The sequence below is a fragment of the Roseburia sp. OM02-15 genome, assembly GCF_003481835.1.
GTDB classification, from domain to species: domain Bacteria; phylum Bacillota; class Clostridia; order Lachnospirales; family Lachnospiraceae; genus Eubacterium_I; species Eubacterium_I ramulus_A.
In genome coordinates this window covers 20,228-39,610 of sequence record NZ_QULX01000024.1, presented here as the reverse complement: position 1 = coordinate 39,610, position 19,383 = coordinate 20,228, and the positions used below count along the sequence as shown (strand labels likewise).

Sequence of the window (19,383 nt, the reverse complement as noted above, 5' to 3'; positions counted from 1 at the left end):
CCCCTTACCCCTCATGAGTGAGGGGCAGGGGAGTTGAAGTGTCGAAGACACTTTTTTATTGCCTGCAAAACATGTGTTTGGTATAATAAAGGAAAATGCCGGGACATGTAGGCGAAAATATCTTCCATATGGAAATAGAAGAAAAGCAGACAGCAGAAGCAGGAAAAATAATAGAAATTCAGAAAGGACAGGCATCATATGAAGTTTTTTCATTTATCAGACCTTCACATCGGATTAAAACTGATCAACCGTGATCTGCGGGAAGATCAGGAATATATTTTGCATCAGATCACGGAGCTTGCGGTGCAGGAACAACCGGACGCACTGGTGATCGCCGGAGATATTTATGACAAAGCGGTTCCATCGGCAGAAGCTATGGAAGTGTTGGATGGATTTATCTCTGAATTGACGGAAAAATTGCCGGATCTGGTCATCATGATGATCAGCGGAAACCATGACAGTGCCATCCGTGTAAACTGCTATCGAAATGTGCTGGCGCGGCAGAATCTTCATATGATCGGTATGCCTCCGGTTCGTCCGGAAGAATGGATGGAAAAAATTGTATTGCAGGATGCATACGGACCGGTAAATTTTTATCTACTGCCATTTGTCAAACCATCTATGGTAAAACAGATTACGGGAACAGATGAAAAGGGAAATAATTTGTCTTACAATGAGACAATCCGACGTTTGATCGCGCGGGAAGATATCAATGAATCAGAGCGGAATGTGTTTGCTAGTCATCAGTTTTATTTGCCGGTTGGAAAGGATGCAGATGAGATTGAGCGTATGGATTCGGAGATCCGCACTGTGGGAAATATTGATGAAGTGTCTGCGGAAGTATTGCAGGTGTTTGATTATGCCGCATTGGGACACATTCATAAACCAATGAAAGTGGGAAGTGAATATTATCGTTATTGCGGTACGCCATTGGCTTGCTCCGTCAGTGAGGCAGGACAGGAAAAAGGTGTGATTGAAGTAGAACTTGGAGCAAAAGGTGAGGTGCAGACACGGGTGCTTCCGTTAAAACCGTTGCGTGAGATTAAGGTTTTGAAAGGAAGTACAGAGGAAGTGCTGGCGCAGTCCTGCGTGGATTATGTATCTGTAACACTGACAGATCAACCGGATTTTGACACGCAGGATCGGATTCGTGCAGCGTTTCCATATTTATTAGAAATCCGTCGGGAAATGCTGACGCAGCGGGAGTATGCGGAGGCATGGAAAGCGCAGGAAAAAATTGATCCATTTGACACCTGTTGTTCATTTTTAGGTGATACTACAGATGAGGAAAAAGAGATTTTACAGGATGTGGTGAACACGGTGTTTACAGGAGGTGCGGCAGAATGAAACCATTGAAATTAACGATGCAGGCGTTTGGCTCCTATGTAAAACCGGGAACCATTGATTTTGAAAAGCCGGAGCAGAATTTATTTCTGATCACGGGCGATACAGGTGCGGGTAAAACAACAATTTTTGATGCGATTGTGTTTGCCCTGTATGGGGAAGCAAGTTCCGGCACAAATAAAAAAAGCGGAAACGAATTGCAGAGTCAGTATGCAAAGCCGGAGTTAGATCCTTTCGTGGAGTTGACATTTTCCGAAGGGGATGGCGCCAGCCGACAGGTTTATACGGTGAGAAGAACCCCGCGGCATATCCGTCCGTTGAAACGTGGAACCGGAACGAAAGAAGAAAAAGAGACCGTTTCACTGATTTTACCAGATCAGACAGAATTTTCCCAGAATAAGAAGGAAACGGATGAGAAACTGGTGGAGATTCTGGGACTGACCAAGGGACAGTTTATGCAGGTTGCTATGATCGCCCAAGGGGAATTTATGGAATTGCTGCGGGCAAAATCCGATGAGAAAAAAGTGATTTTCCGAAAACTGTTCAACACGGAGCCGTATCAGAAAATTGTGGAGGAACTTGGACAACGCCGCAAGGAAAAACAGCAGGAAATCGCCGTGATCCGTACCGAGTGCCAGACGGAAGCCGGGCATATCGAAATTCCGGAACAGTATGAGCGTGCGGACATCGTGCAGGAAATCAAAGAAAAAGTAATCCGTTCGGAACAGTTTCTTGTGACCGATATGGAGCAGCTGCTGGAAGAACTGGAGCAGTTGTGCGCATATTTGCAGGAAAAGCAGCAGGAGATCAAGGCGCAGTTGCAGGCGGCAGAGCAGGAACGAAACCAGGCGCAGGAGAAGTTTGCCAAAGCAGAACAGCTTTTACAGGTGTATCAGCAGCTGGAGCAGGCAAAGACTGTTCTGGACGAATGCAAAGCGGAGGCAGAGCAGATGCAAAAACAGGAACTGTTGACCGGACAGATTCGCAGTGCTTATGAGATTCAGAGTGGTTTTAAACGTTTGCAGGATAGCATGCAATTAATTGAAAACACCGAAAAAGAACTGCAAAATTGTGAACAGCAGCTGCCAGAATTATTGAAAAATGTACAGGAAGCAGCCGAACAGGAAAAAACAACCGGAGCGGAACAGCAGAAGCAGAATGCGGCATACAACCGTGTGGCAGAGCGCGTCAATCAGGCATTGGAAACTTTCCGGAAGATTGCAGATGTGACAGCGCAGATACAGAAAAAAGAAGCGGAGCAGAAGTCAGCAGAACAGGAAGCAAAACAGGCAGAAGAAAAGCAGAAACAATTAGAGTCACAGATTCAGCAGTGGAAAGCGCAGGAGGAAGCTAAAAAAGATGCGCCGACGAAGCTGGCTTACTGGGAAAATCAGAAAAAAGAAGCAGAAGCATTAGCAGAGGAAGTGCAGGAGGCAAAGAAACTGCATGCGGAATCGACAAAGCAGAAGAAAATCGTAGAAGCTGAGCAGAAAGAATTTTCGGATGCAAGCAAGAACTATCAGGAAGCACACGGCAGATACGAAACCATGCGTCAGATCTTTTTTAACATGCAGGCGGGACTGCTCGCAAAGGAACAGTTAAAGCCGGGGCAGCCATGCCCGGTGTGCGGTTCCGTGGAGCATCCAGCTCCCTGCGAACTTGCAGAGGAACACAGCGAGATCACCCGGGAAAAACTGGATGAGATGAGTCTGGAAATTGAAAAACTGCGGGCAGAGCAGGAGACATGTGCACTGAGGGCACATGCAGCAGGCGCGCTGGCAGAGGAAAAAGAACTGATTGCAAAAAATGCGGTTGAAAAGTTGTTCGGACATATGCAGGACAGCTTGCAAGAAATTCCGGAAATGATGGAACTTGCCCTGGTAGAGGCGGTCGTAGATGCCAGTCAGAAAGAACTGGAATTAGAAGGAAAAGAACTGCTGGCAGATGTGAAACTGCTGGAAAAGGTGCAAAATCAGTTACAGAATGCAGAAGCTGAAAAAGTGCAGCTGGAAGAAGCATTACAGAAAGCAAAGGTACATCAGCAGAGCGTACAGACAGAGCTTGAGAGCAGCCGTGCGGTATTAAAAAATCTCACCGGTTTGCTTACCTTTGCATCAAAAGAAGAGGCAGAGCGTGAGTTAGAAAGCGTAAATGGAGCCAAGATGCAAGCGGATGAAGCCTATGCGAAGGCAGCGAAGCTGACGGAGCAGGCGCGACAGACGCTGGATAAGGTGCAGGCGCTGGAACACCGCTATCGGGAGGAACTCCCGAAGCTGGTGGAAGCGCGGAGGCAGCGCCAGACGGAATACAAGGCATTGTTGACGGAACGTGATCTGACGGAAGAAAAATGGCAGGAACTGACACAGAAGTATACTGCAAAAGACGCAGAAATGTTTCAGCAGGAAATCAATGTCTACAAAGAAAAACTGGCGCGGGCGCAGGGCATCTACACTTCTGCAAAAGAGCAGATCGGAGAGCAGCCAAAACCGGATCTGGAAGCAATCATGCAGAAGCGTGAAAAAGCTGAAAATCAGTTGCAGAACCTGAGAAACGAACAGGAGCAATGGAATCAGTATACACGGACTGACTGTGCAGCTTATGATATTTTGAAGCCAAAAATGGAAAACCGTGCGCAGATTCTGGCGCAGCATCAGCGGATCAATGAACTGTACAACCGTCTGGCAGGCAATGTCAGCGGTTCCCGTATGGATCTGGAAACCTTTGTGCAGCGGCAGTATCTGGAGAAAATTCTGTATGCGGCAAACCGGCGTTTCCTGGAAATGTCTGCGGGACAGTTTGAACTGCGGATGTATGATCTGGAAAAAGCCGGTGAAGGCAGAAACCATGGTCTTGACCTGATGGTGTATTCTGCTGTTACCGGAAAAGTGCGGGAAGTGCGTACCTTATCCGGTGGAGAGTCCTTTATGGCGGCATTGTCACTGGCACTTGGTATGGCGGATCAGATTCAGGAAAGTTCCGCGGCAATTCATCTGGACGTGATGTTTATCGATGAGGGATTTGGTTCTCTGGATGAAAATTCCAGAAATCAGGCAGTGCGTGTGCTGCAGGAGATGGCAGGCGGAAGCAAACTCATCGGTATCATTTCCCATGTGACGGAGTTAAAGCAGGAGATTGACGATCAGCTTATCGTAAGTAAGGACGAAAACGGAAGCCATGTGCGTTGGCAGATCAGCTAAAAATCTTCCATTTTCAACAGTATTTGCATAAACATGTAGATCAGAATCATAATCCCGGAGGTTTTGTGTTAAAATCCCCGGGATTAGTTGAAAAATAGCGGGAATATCGGTATGATGTTAAGAAACGGGAGGAACAGAACATGAAAGTTTTAATGTTAAATGGCAGCGCAAAAGCCAATGGAAATACATACAGATCTTTACTGGAAGTAGGAAAACAGCTGGAAAAAGAAGGCATTGAATATGAGATTTTTCAGATCGGTGGAGAGCCGGTGCGTGACTGTTTGGGATGTGGGCAATGTTCAGAAAAAGGATGCGTTTTTGACGATGATAAAGTAAATGAGTTTACTGCAAAAGCAAAAGAAGCAGACGGTTTTGTATTTGGAACGCCAGTATACTATGCACATCCAAGTGGACGGATCATGGCATTTCTGGACCGCGCATTTTACAGCAGTGGAGCATCCTTTGCGTTTAAACCGGGAGCATCCGTAGCGGTAGCACGTCGTGGCGGTACGACAGCATCTTTTGATGCAATGAACAAGTATTTTGGAATCTGTCAGATGCCGGTGGTCGGTTCTACATACTGGAATCAGGTTCATGGAGCAGTTCCGGGAGAAGCAGAAGAAGATGCAGAAGGTCTGCAGACCATGCGAAATCTTGCAAGAAATATGGCATGGATGCTGAAATGTTTTGAAGCAGGAAAGGCAGCAGGTGTGGCGTTACCGCAGACCGAACGTGATTATAAGACAAACTTTATCAGATAGATGATGCAGTTTAAAGGGGAACAGTAGAAATGGGAAATATCAGTCTGTAAATTGTGGCAGCAGATGTCGGGAAACAGTTTTGATCTGATCCTGATGGACAGTAACCGGGTTAAAAAGACTAACAGGTTAAAGGGACGGGAAGAAAAATGGCGATTTTAGGAATTGATTTAGGGACAACGAATTCTCTTGGAGCAGTATACCGCAACGGGAAAGTAGAACTGATTCCAAACCGTTTTGGATCATTTCTGACGCCCAGCGTGGTCAGCGTGACAGAGGATGGCAGTGTTGTGACGGGGCAGATTGCAAAGGAACGTCTGATCACACATCCGAAGGATACTGCATTTTCTTTCAAAAAGAATATGGGAAGCGATCAGAAATACAACCTTGGCGGGAAAACATTTTTGCCGGAGGAATTGTCCGGGTTTATTGTCAGTGCCATTGTGGAGGATGCGAAAGAATACATGGGCGAAGAAATCAAGGACGTGATCATATCCGTTCCGGCCTATTTTCATGATAAACAGCGTGTGGCAACGAAACGCGCGGGTGCACTGGCAGGAGTCAATGTAAAAAGGATTGTAAATGAGCCGAGTGCGGCAGCATTGGCTTCTTATTTTGATACGCAGAATGAGCAGCTTTTTCTGGTATTTGACTTCGGAGGTGGCACGCTGGATGTTTCTATTGTAGACTGCTTTGATACTATGGTAGATATTCTGGCAGTTTCCGGGGACAATCATCTGGGTGGCGATGATTTCAACGAAGCCGTTGCAGAAGGTTTCCTGAGAGAACATCAGCTTCAGCGGGGAAACTTAAGTGAAAAGGAGTACGCGATCCTGCTCCGTCAGGCGGAAAAATGCAAAATCGCCTTATCCACGGAGAAGGAAGTGAAAATGACTGCGGTGCTTGGCGGACAGACATATCAGAGCGTGTATACAAACGAGCGGATGATGCGGGAAAGTTCTGCCGTCTGGAAGCGGATCCAGACGGTGCTTCGGCGTGCCCTGAGGGACAGTCGTGTGGAAGTGGAAGATATCGATGCCGTGATTCTGGCAGGCGGTTCCGGAAAGATGCCGCTGGTACAGTCTTACATGGAGCAGCTTTTTGATCAGACACCGCTGGTAACTGGTTTCAGTGATCAGCTGATTGCCCGGGGACTTGGACTGGTGTGCGGTGTCATGGAGCGTAAGGATGAAGTGAGGGATTATATTCTGACGGATATCTGCCCGTTTACGTTAGGTACCGGGGTGAATAATGAAGCAGATCCGAAACATCCATATATGAGTGCGATCATTGAGCGTAATTCTATTTTGCCATGTTCCAAAATACGCGGTTTTTCTACTGCTGCTGATTATCAGAGCGAAGTGAAAATTGAAATTTTGCAGGGAGAAGAACCATATGCGGAGGACAATGTGCAGCTGGGGGTGGTCACAGTTGCGGTTCCGAAGAAAAAGAAAGGTATGGAGTCGGTGGATGTCCGCTTCACTTACGATATTAACGGAATACTGGAAGTGGAAGTAACGGTTGTATCCACAGGAAAAAGTGTGAAAAAAGTGCTGTCTCAGAACATGGATGAAAAAGAGATTGCCAAACGGATGAAGCAGCTTGAAAAACTGAAAGTACATCCAAAAGATATGACAGAGAATCAACTGATTCTGGAGCGTTTGCAGGCACTTTATGAAGAAGCGTTACCTGAAACCAGAGACAGGTTGATGTATCATATTCGAAACTTTGAAAGTACCTTGGCAGAACAGGATCCGCGCCGGATTCGGAAGTATCGGGAATTTTTGGAACATATGATTGCGTCATTGGAGCATTATGATCCATTTGAGGGAAAACTGGATTTCCCTGAGTGGAGCGATGATGACGATGGCGAAACGTAATCTGTTTTAGATAAACGAATTGGAATCGTCAGACCAGAGATAGAAAGCGTCAATTACGATAAACAGATCAGAAAGAACAAGAAAACACAGACCCTTTTGGAGGAGACAGTCAGATGTATGAATCAGAAGCGTATGAGATTTTACATATCAAACGGGGAAGTTCACAGGAGGAGATAAAGGAAGCTTATGCAGCTTTATCCAAAAAGTATCACCCGGAGGAGCATCCGGATGAATTTCAGCAGATCCATGAGGCATATATGACGCTGCGCAGACGGAGCCGTGGACAGAGAAGTGAACGACGAAATCCGGAGCAGGAACCCAAAACGATGGAAGCAGAAGATGCATCTGTTGGAGAAGCAGCAGAGAAAGTAACACCCAAAAGCAATCATCAGGGTACATTTTCAGAGGAAGAATTAGAAGGTACAGAACAGAATACGAATACTTCAGAGAAAAGTACAGATAGCACAGAAGCAGAAGCGCAGGGTGAATATCAGGAAGTGACAGAAGATTATGGCATAGAAGATTATGCGGAGAAAAATGCAGAAAATCAGACTGTATGGGAATCTCAGAGTGAATCTGCACAGCAGGATCCTGCGCTACAGTATGATTTTGACGAAGTAATTGAGGAAAATGAGCGGAAGGATGAGCAACGCTTGATCCTGCTGATTCAGAAAGCTCTAGTTGAGATGGAAATGTTGCTAAAACCACCATATTGCCACAAATTAAAGCTGTTTCAACAGTTTTTCCAGAAACCGGAATATCAGACCGCATTAAAGCAACCGGCGTTTATGGCATATTTTGCAGATATGCTGACAGATAGTCATCTCAAACCAATGATCTATGATCATATTATTGAGTATTATCGTTTCCGTGGACTGAACCCGGCGGATATGTACGAGGAAGCGGCAAAACTCTATTATGTACTGGATGATAAACGTGGGATGAAGAAAAAGAGAGCTGGATTCTGGCAGGGGGTTCTGCCGGTGGCAGCAATCGCCGGTATCCGCGCAGGTACACGATCAGCAAAACCGGGAACCGGTGCAGGAAATCTGTTTGGATTTCTGTTTGTTGTAGTGATCGTGATTGCATTGATGTTTATTTTATATCGTCAGTTGTATAAGAATCATTCCGGACTGTTTGCACAGGCGATGGTTGCGTTATTGTTGATGATTTCTCAGTTTGTCATACTGATGGGAGATTTTTATGCTCCACTGATGGGATCAGATGGGGGAACGGTACTTGCAGTATTCCTTTTCCTGATGGGAATTATCTGGATCATCGGTGTCGGAATCGTTGCGATCATCAAAAAAATGAGCAGTTTCAGGAGAAAAAAATAAGAAAAATATATCGTTCATGTCGTAAAAATGTCATTTCATGCAAATGGCATTTTTTTTTGTATATTTTGTTGTAGAATAGTGACAGAATGTAATGCTTTTTGTAATATTTCTGAAATATTGCGGATAAAGTACGACAAGAGGAAGGAGAGCTTATGAAATATTTAAAAAAGATTATGGCAGTGGCGCTGGCAGTGGGAATGGTATTTTCCGGCAGTGTTGTAGACGGAAGGGCATCGTCCTACAGGGTAAATAATTACTTCGATGAAGCAGCGAATACAACAATTGATGAGCTGTTTTTCTATGATGAAGATGCATACGGAAAAAAACTTGGTGTAACATACGAAAAAACATCTACAGAGTTTGTAGTGTGGGCTCCGGTTGCAACAGATGTAAAAGTTAATATCTATACAACTGGAAGTAATGAAGATGAAAATGCATTTAAAGTAGGCACATATGTGTTGGAAAAACTGCTTAGAAATGGAACATGGACCGGTGCATGGGAAATAACACTTGTAGGCAGATGGGATGACTATTATTATGACTATACAATTACAAATGCAAAAGATATTCGTTATGTGGATGTAAATGGAAACGTTAGTGGATCAACTTTTAATAAATATCAGACAGCAGATCCATATGGTGTTGCTGCCAGTAAAGACGGACAGAGGTCTTATATTATAGATCCGTCTACCGTATCTCCGGATGGTTGGAGCAATGACAGACATGTGTATGTAGATACAGCAAAGGCAAACACGGTTTATAAAGTAAGTGTGAAGAATTTTTCCGCAGATCCGGCTTCCGGTACAACAGGCGGCGGAAAATACAGTGCATTTACAGAAACGGGTGCAACGGTAAACAGTGCGGGTGAACTGGTGTCCGGTATTGATTATCTGAAAGAACTGGGTGTTACAACCGTACAGCTTGCACCGTTTGCAGATTTTGCTTCCACTGACGAATACGGGGAGTATGATATTCAGAACTTTAATGTTCCGGAAAGTTCTTATGCTTCGAAAAAGTCAGACAGCAAGACTGTTATAAAAGAATGCAAAGAAATGATTCAGGCACTGCACAAAGCCGGTATTTCTGTTGTGATGGAAATGCCATATACGCATACGGTTTCTCCGAAAGATTCTGTACTGGAGAAAACAGTTCCGGGATATTTTTATAGAATGGTATGGCGAGATAGTGCAAATGGTTATACCTATTATACAACTACGGATTATGATAATGAATGTGCGACCGAGCGTGCGATGTATCGGAATTATATTGTGGATTCCATGGCATACTGGGCAAAAGAATATCATGTAGATGGATTTTCTATTGATCTGATCAGTAACGTTAATACAAGAAGGGATAGAAACAGCACAAGAGAAAACGACTGGTTATCAGAAATAAAAACAGGACTGGCGAAGAAAGATTCCAATCTGGTGATCTGGGGTGACGACTATCAAAAAGCCGATCGCCAGAACAAAACTTCTCTCTATGATACGATCATCAACAATATCGGTGGCAGTGATTATGGAGAAAGAAACGAAAAAGCAGTAAAAATCTATAAACAGACAGCAGCAATGAAATATGCAACACCGGGAACCTTATATATGGATGCCGGAGAAGAAATGTGCAACAGTGTCAATGGAACATCACTGAAAGACAGTAATCTGGTTGAATGGCAGGATTCCGCAGAATTTGCCGATGTAGTATCTTATTACAGAGGTCTGATGGATATTCGAAAAGCATTCTCACCGCTTGCCAGGAGTCAGGATATAGCTTCCAAAGAGGCATATGTATTGACAAATACAACAAAAGCTACCGGTGAATGGAATAGCATGGCAGTATTAAATAACGAGACAGATGCTGCCAAACAGATTACTATTCCGAACGCAGATGCAGATTCTGAATGGGTAATTATTGCAAATGGCGAAAGTGCAGGTGTGGTATCTCTTGGAGAGATTTCCGGAGCTACTGTAAATGTACCGGCATATACCACAATGATCCTTGTAGATAAAGCAAGTTTTACAGGATCAGCTGTATCTACGACAAGAGGAAAAGTAGTTGTTCAGTATTTATTGAAAGACAGCAAGCAGCCATTACGTGAGGCAATTACACTTCAGGGTACACCGGGCACCGGTTATGAAGTACCTGCAAATATAAAGATTCCGTCCGGATATACACTTTTAAGCAAAGAAGGCAGTGAAAAAGGTAAGTATACAGCAGGAACCCAGACAGTCACTTATTATTACAGCACAATAGATGCGAATACTGTGGTAGACGGTATCAAAAATAATGGTACTTACTGTGAAAATGCAAAATTTAAAGTAACCTCTGCTGCTTATACTGAAGTGACAGTTGATGGCAAAAAACTGACCGCAGGTGAAGACGGTTACTATACTGTTTCAGCAGCAGATGGTGTACAGAAAATTGCGCTGTCAGACAAAGACGGATATAGTATTTATCTGACTATTACGGTAAATAAAAATCACACAACGGACAGTAGCGATTGTACAAAAGAATCTACCTGTTCTGTTTGTCATAAGACATTCCCGGCACAGGCAAGTCATAAGTTCGGTGATATGTGGTTAAAAGATGCCACCTATCATTGGAAAGTTTGCGAAAATGAGGGATGTAAAGCAACAAGTACAAAGACAAAACACAGCGGAACAGACGATGGTGACTGTACGACAGCTGTAACCTGTAAGGATTGTGGTCAGATCATTACAGAAGCAAAAGCAGAGCATACCTATGGCGAGTGGCAGTCCAATGGTGACGGCACACATACACGCAAGTGTACCGCACAGGGTTGTACAAAAGAGGAAACCAAAAATTGTACCGGTGGAGAAGCAAGCTGTACAAAGAAAGCAGTTTGTACCGAATGCCAGAAAGAGTATGGTGATCTGAATCCGACAAATCACAGCGGAAGTGTTGAATGGGTACAGACAGAGACAACACATCAGGAAAAATATAACTGCTGTGGCGCAGAAGTTTCTGCAGCTGAGAATCATATTTGGGAAAATGGTCATTGCAGTACCTGTGGATATGGATGTAATCATACCGGAGGAGCAGCGACCTGTACCGAGAAAGCAATTTGTATAATCTGTAAACTTCCGTATGGAGAAGTAGATGCGGATCATCATACCGGAATGGAAAACTGGGTACAGACAGCAACAACCCATGAGAAGAAATATGATTGCTGTGGCAAAGTGACAGTAGCAAAAGAAAATCACAAATGGAAAGATGGCGTTTGTGAGACTTGTGGATATGTATGTATACATAGCGGCGGAGAGGCAACCTGTACCAGCGGAGCTATCTGTGAAAACTGTGGCAAGGAGTATACTGCAAAAGATCCTTCCAAACATAGTGGAAAAGTAGTATGGGTACAGACCGAATCAGATCACAGACAGATATATGATTGCTGTGACGCACAGGTATCTGCAAGCGAAGCGCATGACTGGGAAGATGGTGCATGCAAAGTTTGTGATTATCAGTGTAAACATACCGGAGGAAGTGCGACCTGCGTGAAGAAAGCAGAGTGCGTGATCTGTGGTGAACAGTATGGTGTATACAATATGAGTGTTCATGAAGGTTTGAAATTTGTCGAAGCAAAAGCAGCTACCAAGACCGCAGAAGGAAATGTAGAATACTGGTATTGTGAAGACTGTGGTAAATATTATATCGAACAGAATGGTTTTGTGGAGGTTACGAAAGAACAGACGGTCGTTGCAAAACTGACAGACAAAAAGCAGGATAGTAATTCCGATGATAAGAAAAATCCTACACCTGCTACCGGAGACACAGATAACAACAAACCGACCGGATCCAACGGTAATGATACAAAGACTACACCGACAACGGATACAAAAGCGGCAAATAAGGCAGAAACTACAAAGAAGAAATCTCCAAAGACAGCAGATGATAATCGTATGCTGGTATGGTTTATTCTCTTTGCAGTGGGAGGAACCGCTGCAGGAGTGACTGTTTACGGTCAGAAAAGAAGAACAGGCAGATAGGAAAGAACGGTTTCTGAGGCAGCGCATACGCTGAAGCGCGAAACACTCTCTTGACATTCCCGTCAGATTCGCTTAGAATAACGGTTGATTACAGTTTTTCAATTAGAAAAGACATATAATAAGAAATCAGCTGTGACGGGAAATAGTACAGGTGGGAAATTCTACAGAGAGAGGATGTACATGTGATGCATGTATGCTGCGACATCCTTGTTTGGAACATTTGGAACCGAGCCCTGAGCCCCATGCGATGAGTATGGCGTAGAACCGGCGTTAACGGTATTGAGTGGATATGCAGCATAATGCATATAAGCAGGGTGGTACCGCCGGAATTCCGGTCCCTATGAGGGATTGGATTTCCGGCTTTTTCTATCTTAAATAAGTGTAAAGGAGATACAGTCATGGCAAAGGACAAAAAATTAGTAGAAGCCATTACATCTATGGATGTGGATTTTGCACAGTGGTACACAGATGTAGTAAAAAAAGCAGGATTAACCGATTATTCCAGCGTCAGAGGATGCATGGTCATCAAACCGGCAGGTTATGCGATCTGGGAGAACATTCAGAAAGAGCTTGACCGTCGTTTTAAAGAGACCGGTGTAGAGAATGTATACATGCCAATGTTTATTCCGGAAAGCCTCTTAAATGTAGAGAAGGATCACGTGGAAGGATTTGCACCGGAAGTTGCATGGGTAACACACGGTGGATTAAACCCGCTGCAGGAGCGTCTCTGCGTACGTCCGACATCGGAGACATTATTCTGTGATTTTTATAAAAATGATATCCAGTCTTACCGCGATCTGCCAAAGGTATACAATCAGTGGTGTTCCGTTGTAAGATGGGAGAAAGAAACACGTCCGTTCCTTCGTTCCAGAGAGTTCTTATGGCAGGAAGGTCATACCGCTCACGCAACTGCTGAAGAAGCTGAGGCACGTACAGTACAGATGCTGAACCTTTATGCAGATTTCTGTGAGGAAGTACTGGCTATGCCAGTCATCCGCGGACAGAAGACAGAGAAAGAGAAATTTGCAGGAGCTGAGGCTACTTACACCATCGAGGCACTGATGCATGATGGAAAAGCACTGCAGTCCGGTACAAGTCATAACTTTGGCGATGGATTTGCAAAAGCATTCGGCATCCAGTATACAGACAAAGAGAACAAATTACAGTATGTACATCAGACATCCTGGGGTATGACCACACGTCTGATCGGTGCCATTATCATGGTTCACGGCGATGATTCCGGACTGGTTCTGCCGCCGCACATTGCACCGACACAGGTTATGGTAATCCCGATCCAGCAGAGAAAAGAAGGTGTTCTGGAGAAAGCACAGGAGATTCAGGAGCGTTTGGGCAAAGTATGCCGTGCAAAATTAGATGATTCTGATAAGAGTCCGGGATGGAAATTCTCTGAGCAGGAGATGCGTGGTATTCCGATCCGTGTAGAGTTAGGACCGAAAGATATTGAGAACAATCAGTGTGTACTGGTTCGTCGTGATACACGTGAAAAAACAGTTGTTTCTCTGGATGAAGTAGAGAATGTAGTTCCTGAGTTATTAGAGACCATTCAGAAAGACATGTTCGAGCGTGCAAAAGCACATCGTGATGCACATATTACAGATGCTCACAACTATGACGAGTTCTGTGATGCAGTAGAAAATAAACCGGGATTCATCCGTGGTATGTGGTGTGGAGACCGTGCATGCGAGGACAAAATTAAAGAAGAGACAGCAGCAACATCCAGATGTATGCCGTTTAACGATCAGGAGCATATTTCTGATGTATGCGTATGCTGTGGAAAACCAGCGAAAAAACTGGTTTACTGGGGTAAGGCATACTAGGAATAAGCAAAAACAGCTGATCCTCAGTATAGGAGATCGCACAGATTTGCATAGGAAGATGTCATTTTGTGACTCAAATCTGGCGGGAAAAACGCAGAGACGTTTTTCTGTTAAAATAAAAATCAACATGAGAAAATAAAAGTTCAGGAGGGTGCGTATGAAGATCGAGTTACCGGAAAAAGTAAAAACCGTCATTGGTGAGCTGAAAGCACATGGTTATGATGCCTATGCGGTAGGCGGTTGTATCCGTGACAGTATCCTTGGGCGCACCCCTGGAGACTGGGATATTACCACGTCTGCCAAACCGCAGCAGGTGAAAGCAATTTTTCCACGGACGGTGGATACCGGGATTCAGCACGGAACCGTAACAGTGCTGATGGATAAGGAAGGATTTGAGGTCACTACTTACCGGATTGACGGCGAATATGAGGATGCCCGTCATCCCAAGGACGTGATCTTTACGTCAAATCTGCTGGAAGATTTAAAACGCCGGGATTTTACCATTAACGCTATGGCTTATAATGATGAAACCGGTCTGGTGGATGCTTTTGACGGTATCGCAGACTTAAAGGCGAAGCGTATCCGCTGTGTAGGAGAACCGACGGAGCGTTTTACCGAAGACGCCCTGCGCATGATGCGTGCGGTTCGTTTTGCGGCACAGCTTGGATTTACTATTGAAGATGCCACCCGTCAGGCAATCTGTGATATGGCGGAAAACCTGTCAAAAATCAGTGCAGAGCGGATTCAGGTGGAACTGGTGAAACTGGTGACATCCGATCATCCGGAGGAGATGAAAACTATCTATGATACCGGAATTGCTGCTGTGATCCTGCCGGAATTTTGTACCATGATGGAAACAGAACAGCATAACCCACATCACATTTATACGGTGGGAGTGCATACAATTCGCTCCATGCAGGAAATCCGGGCAGACAGAGTGCTGCGTCTGACTATGCTATTCCATGATGTGGCAAAACCGGTCTGTCGCACAGAGGATGAAAACGGAATCCATCATTTTCACGGTCATCCGGAAGTTGGAGCAGAAATGGCGCGTAAAATTCTACGCAGACTGAAATTTGACAACGATACGATCCGAAAAGTAACCGCACTGATTCGGGCACATGACGATCGTCCGCCATTGAAAGGACGGGCAGTCCGCCGGGCAATCTTCCGCAACGGAACGGAGCAGTATCCGGAGCTTTTTGAGGTAAAACGGGCAGATATTCTGGCGCAGAGCAGCTTTTTACAGCAGGAAAAACTGCTTTACGTGGATCGCTATGAACATATGTATCGCCAGATCATAGAAAAACATCAGTGCCTGTCCTTAAAGGATCTGGCAGTAAACGGTTCCGACCTGATCGCAAGAGGGATTCAACCGGGCAAAGAGATTGGTGTAATCCTGCATGCGATGCTGGAACAGGTTCTGGAAGATCCGAAGCTGAATGAGAAAGAAGCGTTACTGGACTGGTACTTTAACTCAAATAAGTAAGTCCCTTGTGTTCCTTAGATAAAGTGATTTTTACATGAAACAATAAGAAATAAAGGACTTCATCACCAAGGCATAATTTAACACACCTCTTCATATGATTAAAAGAGTGCAAAACGGAAATCAATTGTACATTAATCATATAAAGGGGTGTTTTTGTGTATTATCAGGTGGAACAGGTTCTGGAAAAACAGGAACCGGAGATTGAAAAATTTTACAAGGGACGGGGGATTCTGATCTGTGAATCAAAACAGAATCTGTTCGCGCTGAAGGAATATACCGGCTCTTTACAGAAAGCAGAATTTTTGTACTGGCTGGGGATCTGCCTGGAGCAGCAGGGGATTCGCTGTGATGCGATGCTGAAAAATAAAGAAGGCGCACTGCTCACAGAAGGTGTGGATCATGTTTTTTATACATTTCACCGCTGGATGCGCGGGCGGGAATGTGAAGTAAATAACAGAGTCGATCTGCTGCTGGCAGTTTCGTTTCTGGCGCAGTTTCACCGAAGCTGCTGTGGGGAAGAATTTGTCCGTGTGTCAGAACAAAAAAATGTATCGGAGCAGAAAAATACGGAAAATGCGGAGGCAGACAGTAACGGAGGACTTTGTGTGGAATACCGCAAACACGACCGGGATCTGCGGCATATCCGCAAGTACATATTAAAGCGGAATAATAAAAGTGATTTTGAACGGTTGTTTTTACAGTTCTTTGATCAATTTTATCAGCAGTCAGAAACTGTGGTGGATTTTCTGGAAAAAGATCCCGAAAAGGATGGCGGATACACGGTGGGAATCTGCCATGGGGAAGTGAATCAGCATAATATTTTATTTACGCCGGATGGAGCGGCACTGATTCATCTGGAGCATGCCGGAGTCGGACTTCAGATTTCGGATCTGGGGAATTTTATGCGCAAGATCATGGAGAAAAATAACTGGAATGTGCGGCTTGGCATGGAGCTTCTGGAGGGATACCGCAGGAAACAGGAGCTGACGGCGCAGGATTTGCAAGGTCTTTATTACCGGTTGTCCTATCCGGAGAAATTCTGGAAAATTGCCAATCAGTATTACCGCACGCGGAAAGTGTGGGATTCCGGCAAAAATTACGAAAAATTGCAGAAAGAGATCCGGCAGAACCAGGCAAGAGGAGAATTTCTTGCGGTGTTGAAACAGGAATTATAAGAGCGCAGTTTTATGTGCAGATATGAGCGATATCTGCACGGATATGATGCGCGAACTGCAAAAAATTAGTTTCCAATTACTCACCGTTATGCTATAATAAACGTGTATGAGCAAAATATGCTCACATGATTGAAGTGAACACAGGAGGTTAATGTCATGGGTTACAGAGAAGCATATGAATCCTGGTTAAACAATCCTTATTTTGATGAGGATACCAAGCAGGAATTGCGTAACATTGCAAATGATGAAAAAGAGATAGAAGACCGTTTTTACATGGATCTTGAGTTTGGTACAGCAGGTTTGAGAGGTGTCATCGGTGCCGGAACGAACCGTATGAACGTTTATACCGTTCGTAAGGCTACACAGGGACTTTCCAACTACATCATTAAAGTAGGGGCTCAGGCAAAAGGTGTTGCAATTGCTTATGATTCCAGAAGAATGTCTCCGGAATTTGCAAATGAAGCAGCATTATGTCTGGCAGCAAATGGCATTAAGGCATATATTTTTGAGAGTCTCCGCCCGACACCGGAGCTGTCCTACGCAGTACGTTATCTTGGATGTACCGCAGGTATCAACGTAACAGCAAGCCACAATCCACCGGAATACAACGGATACAAAGTATACTGGGAGGATGGCGCACAGATCACACCGCCGCATGATAGCGGAATCATGGCAGAGGTAAAAGCTGTGACAGATTATGCAACTACCAAGACAATGTCCAAAGAGGACGCCGTTGCAGCAGGTCTGTATGAAGTGATCGGCGCAAATATTGATGATCCGTATATCGCAGAACTGAAAAAACTGGTTCTGAATCAGGATGCCATCAATGCCGTTGCAGATGATCTGAAAATTGTATACACACCACTTCACGGTACAGGAAATATCCCGGTTCGCCGTGTATTAAAAGAGCTTGGTTTCAAACACGTTTATGTAGTTCCGGAGCAGGAACTTCCGGATGGTGAATTCCCGACTGTAAGCTATCCGAACCCGGAAGCTGCTGAGGCATTTACTCTTGGACTTGGCATGGCAAAAGAGCTGGATGCAGATCTGGTACTGGCAACTGATCCGGATGCAGACCGTCTTGGCGTTTATGTAAAAGACAGCAAAACAGGCGAATATCATTCCCTGACCGGAAATATGTCCGGATGCCTGATCGGTGCTTATGAGATCAGTCAGAGAAAAGAAAAATACGGACTTCCGGCAGACGGAGCCTTTGTAAAATCTATTGTTTCTACAAACCTTGCAGATGCTATCGCAGCAGATTATGGTGTAAAACTGTATGAAGTTCTGACCGGTTTCAAATTTATCGGACAGAAGATGCTTGAGTTTGAGACAAAAGGAAACGGCACATACCTCTTTGGTATGGAGGAAAGCTACGGATGCCTTCCGGGTACATACTGCCGTGACAAAGATGCTGTTGTTGCATCTATGGCACTGTGTGAGGCAGCTGCATACTACAAGACACAGGGCAAGACTCTGTGGGATGCAATGCTGGATCTCTATGAGAAATACGGCTATTACAAAGACGATGTTAAAGCGATCACATTAAAAGGTATCGAAGGTCTTGCAAAGATCCAGGAGATCATGACAACACTGCGTGACAATACACCGGCACAGATCGGTGAGTACAAAGTGCTGAAAGCAAGAGATTACAAGAAAGATACCGTTACAGATCTGGCAACCGGTGAGGTAACACCGACAGGTCTGCCGAATTCCAATGTTCTGTATTACGAACTTCCGGATGCAGCATGGGTATGCTTCCGTCCGTCAGGTACAGAGCCAAAACTGAAATTCTACTATGGTGTGAAAGCAGATACCATGGAAGCAGCAGATGCCAAAGCAGCAGAACTTGGTGCCGCTGTTATGGCAATTGTTGAGCCAATGCTTGGCTAGAAGAAAACAGACTGTTTTTATGTTGAAAACTGTCTGGAAAACCGCTGAAAACGTGGTTTTCCTTGACAAATACAGGGAAAACAAGTATAAATAGTCTATATAATAAAAAAGAGAACACGTTTCGTTCTATAGGAGGACAATTATAATGAACAAGACAGAATTAGTAGCAGCTATCGCTGAGAAAGCAGAACTTTCCAAAAAAGACGCAGAGAAAGCATTAGCAGCATTCACAGACATCGTTGCAGATACTTTAAAAAACGGTGACAAAATTCAGTTAGTAGGTTTCGGTACTTTCGAAGTAGCTGAGCGTGCAGCAAGAACAGGAAGAAACCCACAGACAGGTGCTGATATGGAAATCCCGGCTTCCAAATCTCCGAAATTCAAAGCTGGTAAAGCATTAAAAGATATCGTAAACGCATAATTCGTCTGACGAAGTACAAATAAAAATTTACGAAATAAAAAGCAGAT

General features: G+C 44.5%; 12 protein-coding genes. 11 read left to right on the top strand and 1 reads right to left on the bottom strand.

Going from position 1 to position 19,383, the window contains the following annotated elements; translation table 11 throughout:
* On the bottom strand, positions 1-213 hold a 213-nt coding region (locus DXB15_RS17115; protein WP_207666151.1), incomplete at its 3' end, for a hypothetical protein.
* On the opposite strand from DXB15_RS17115, the gene DXB15_RS14955 reads away from it, so the two are divergent.
* From DXB15_RS14955 to DXB15_RS14905, 11 genes are all read left to right on the top strand, one after another.
* A complete protein-coding gene (locus DXB15_RS14955; protein ID WP_118703389.1) occupies positions 199-1,347 on the top strand; it encodes an exonuclease SbcCD subunit D in 1,149 nt (382 codons plus the stop codon). The two genes, DXB15_RS17115 and DXB15_RS14955, sit on opposite strands and share 15 nt — an antisense overlap.
* Positions 1,344-4,541 carry an AAA family ATPase gene (locus tag DXB15_RS14950; RefSeq protein WP_118703388.1) on the top strand — a complete coding sequence of 1,066 codons (3,198 nt, stop codon included), beginning with the start codon at positions 1,344-1,346 and terminating at the stop codon, positions 4,539-4,541. Before DXB15_RS14955 ends, DXB15_RS14950 begins: the two co-directional genes overlap by 4 nt.
* A gap of 140 nt (positions 4,542-4,681) precedes the next feature.
* On the top strand, positions 4,682-5,302 hold the full coding sequence (locus tag DXB15_RS14945) for a flavodoxin family protein (protein WP_109216183.1): 621 nt from the start codon (positions 4,682-4,684) through the stop codon (positions 5,300-5,302).
* A gap of 146 nt (positions 5,303-5,448) precedes the next feature.
* Positions 5,449-7,179, top strand: a complete 1,731-nt coding sequence (locus tag DXB15_RS14940; protein ID WP_118703387.1) for an Hsp70 family protein — start codon at positions 5,449-5,451, stop codon at positions 7,177-7,179.
* A 113-nt stretch (positions 7,180-7,292) separates the two neighbouring features.
* A complete protein-coding gene (locus tag DXB15_RS14935; RefSeq protein WP_118703386.1) occupies positions 7,293-8,516 on the top strand; it encodes a J domain-containing protein in 1,224 nt (407 codons plus the stop codon).
* A 152-nt stretch (positions 8,517-8,668) separates the two neighbouring features.
* Positions 8,669-12,520 (top strand): MucBP domain-containing protein, encoded by a 3,852-nt coding sequence (locus DXB15_RS14930; RefSeq protein WP_118703385.1) that lies wholly within the window; start codon positions 8,669-8,671, stop codon positions 12,518-12,520.
* A gap of 398 nt (positions 12,521-12,918) precedes the next feature.
* Positions 12,919-14,358 carry a proline--tRNA ligase gene (gene proS / locus DXB15_RS14925; RefSeq protein WP_109216179.1) on the top strand — a complete coding sequence of 480 codons (1,440 nt, stop codon included), beginning with the start codon at positions 12,919-12,921 and terminating at the stop codon, positions 14,356-14,358.
* Between the two features lie 157 nt (positions 14,359-14,515).
* Positions 14,516-15,847 (top strand): CCA tRNA nucleotidyltransferase, encoded by a 1,332-nt coding sequence (locus DXB15_RS14920; RefSeq protein WP_109216178.1) that lies wholly within the window; start codon positions 14,516-14,518, stop codon positions 15,845-15,847.
* Between the two features lie 155 nt (positions 15,848-16,002).
* On the top strand, positions 16,003-17,022 hold the full coding sequence (locus DXB15_RS14915) for a phosphotransferase (RefSeq protein ID WP_109216177.1): 1,020 nt from the start codon (positions 16,003-16,005) through the stop codon (positions 17,020-17,022).
* A gap of 156 nt (positions 17,023-17,178) precedes the next feature.
* The gene (locus DXB15_RS14910; protein WP_109216176.1) at positions 17,179-18,915 is read left to right on the top strand and encodes a phospho-sugar mutase; all 1,737 of its coding nucleotides are present in this window, start codon (positions 17,179-17,181) and stop codon (positions 18,913-18,915) included.
* Between the two features lie 145 nt (positions 18,916-19,060).
* The gene (locus tag DXB15_RS14905; RefSeq protein WP_109216175.1) at positions 19,061-19,336 is read left to right on the top strand and encodes an HU family DNA-binding protein; all 276 of its coding nucleotides are present in this window, start codon (positions 19,061-19,063) and stop codon (positions 19,334-19,336) included.
* The last annotated feature ends 47 nt before the right edge of the window (positions 19,337-19,383 follow it).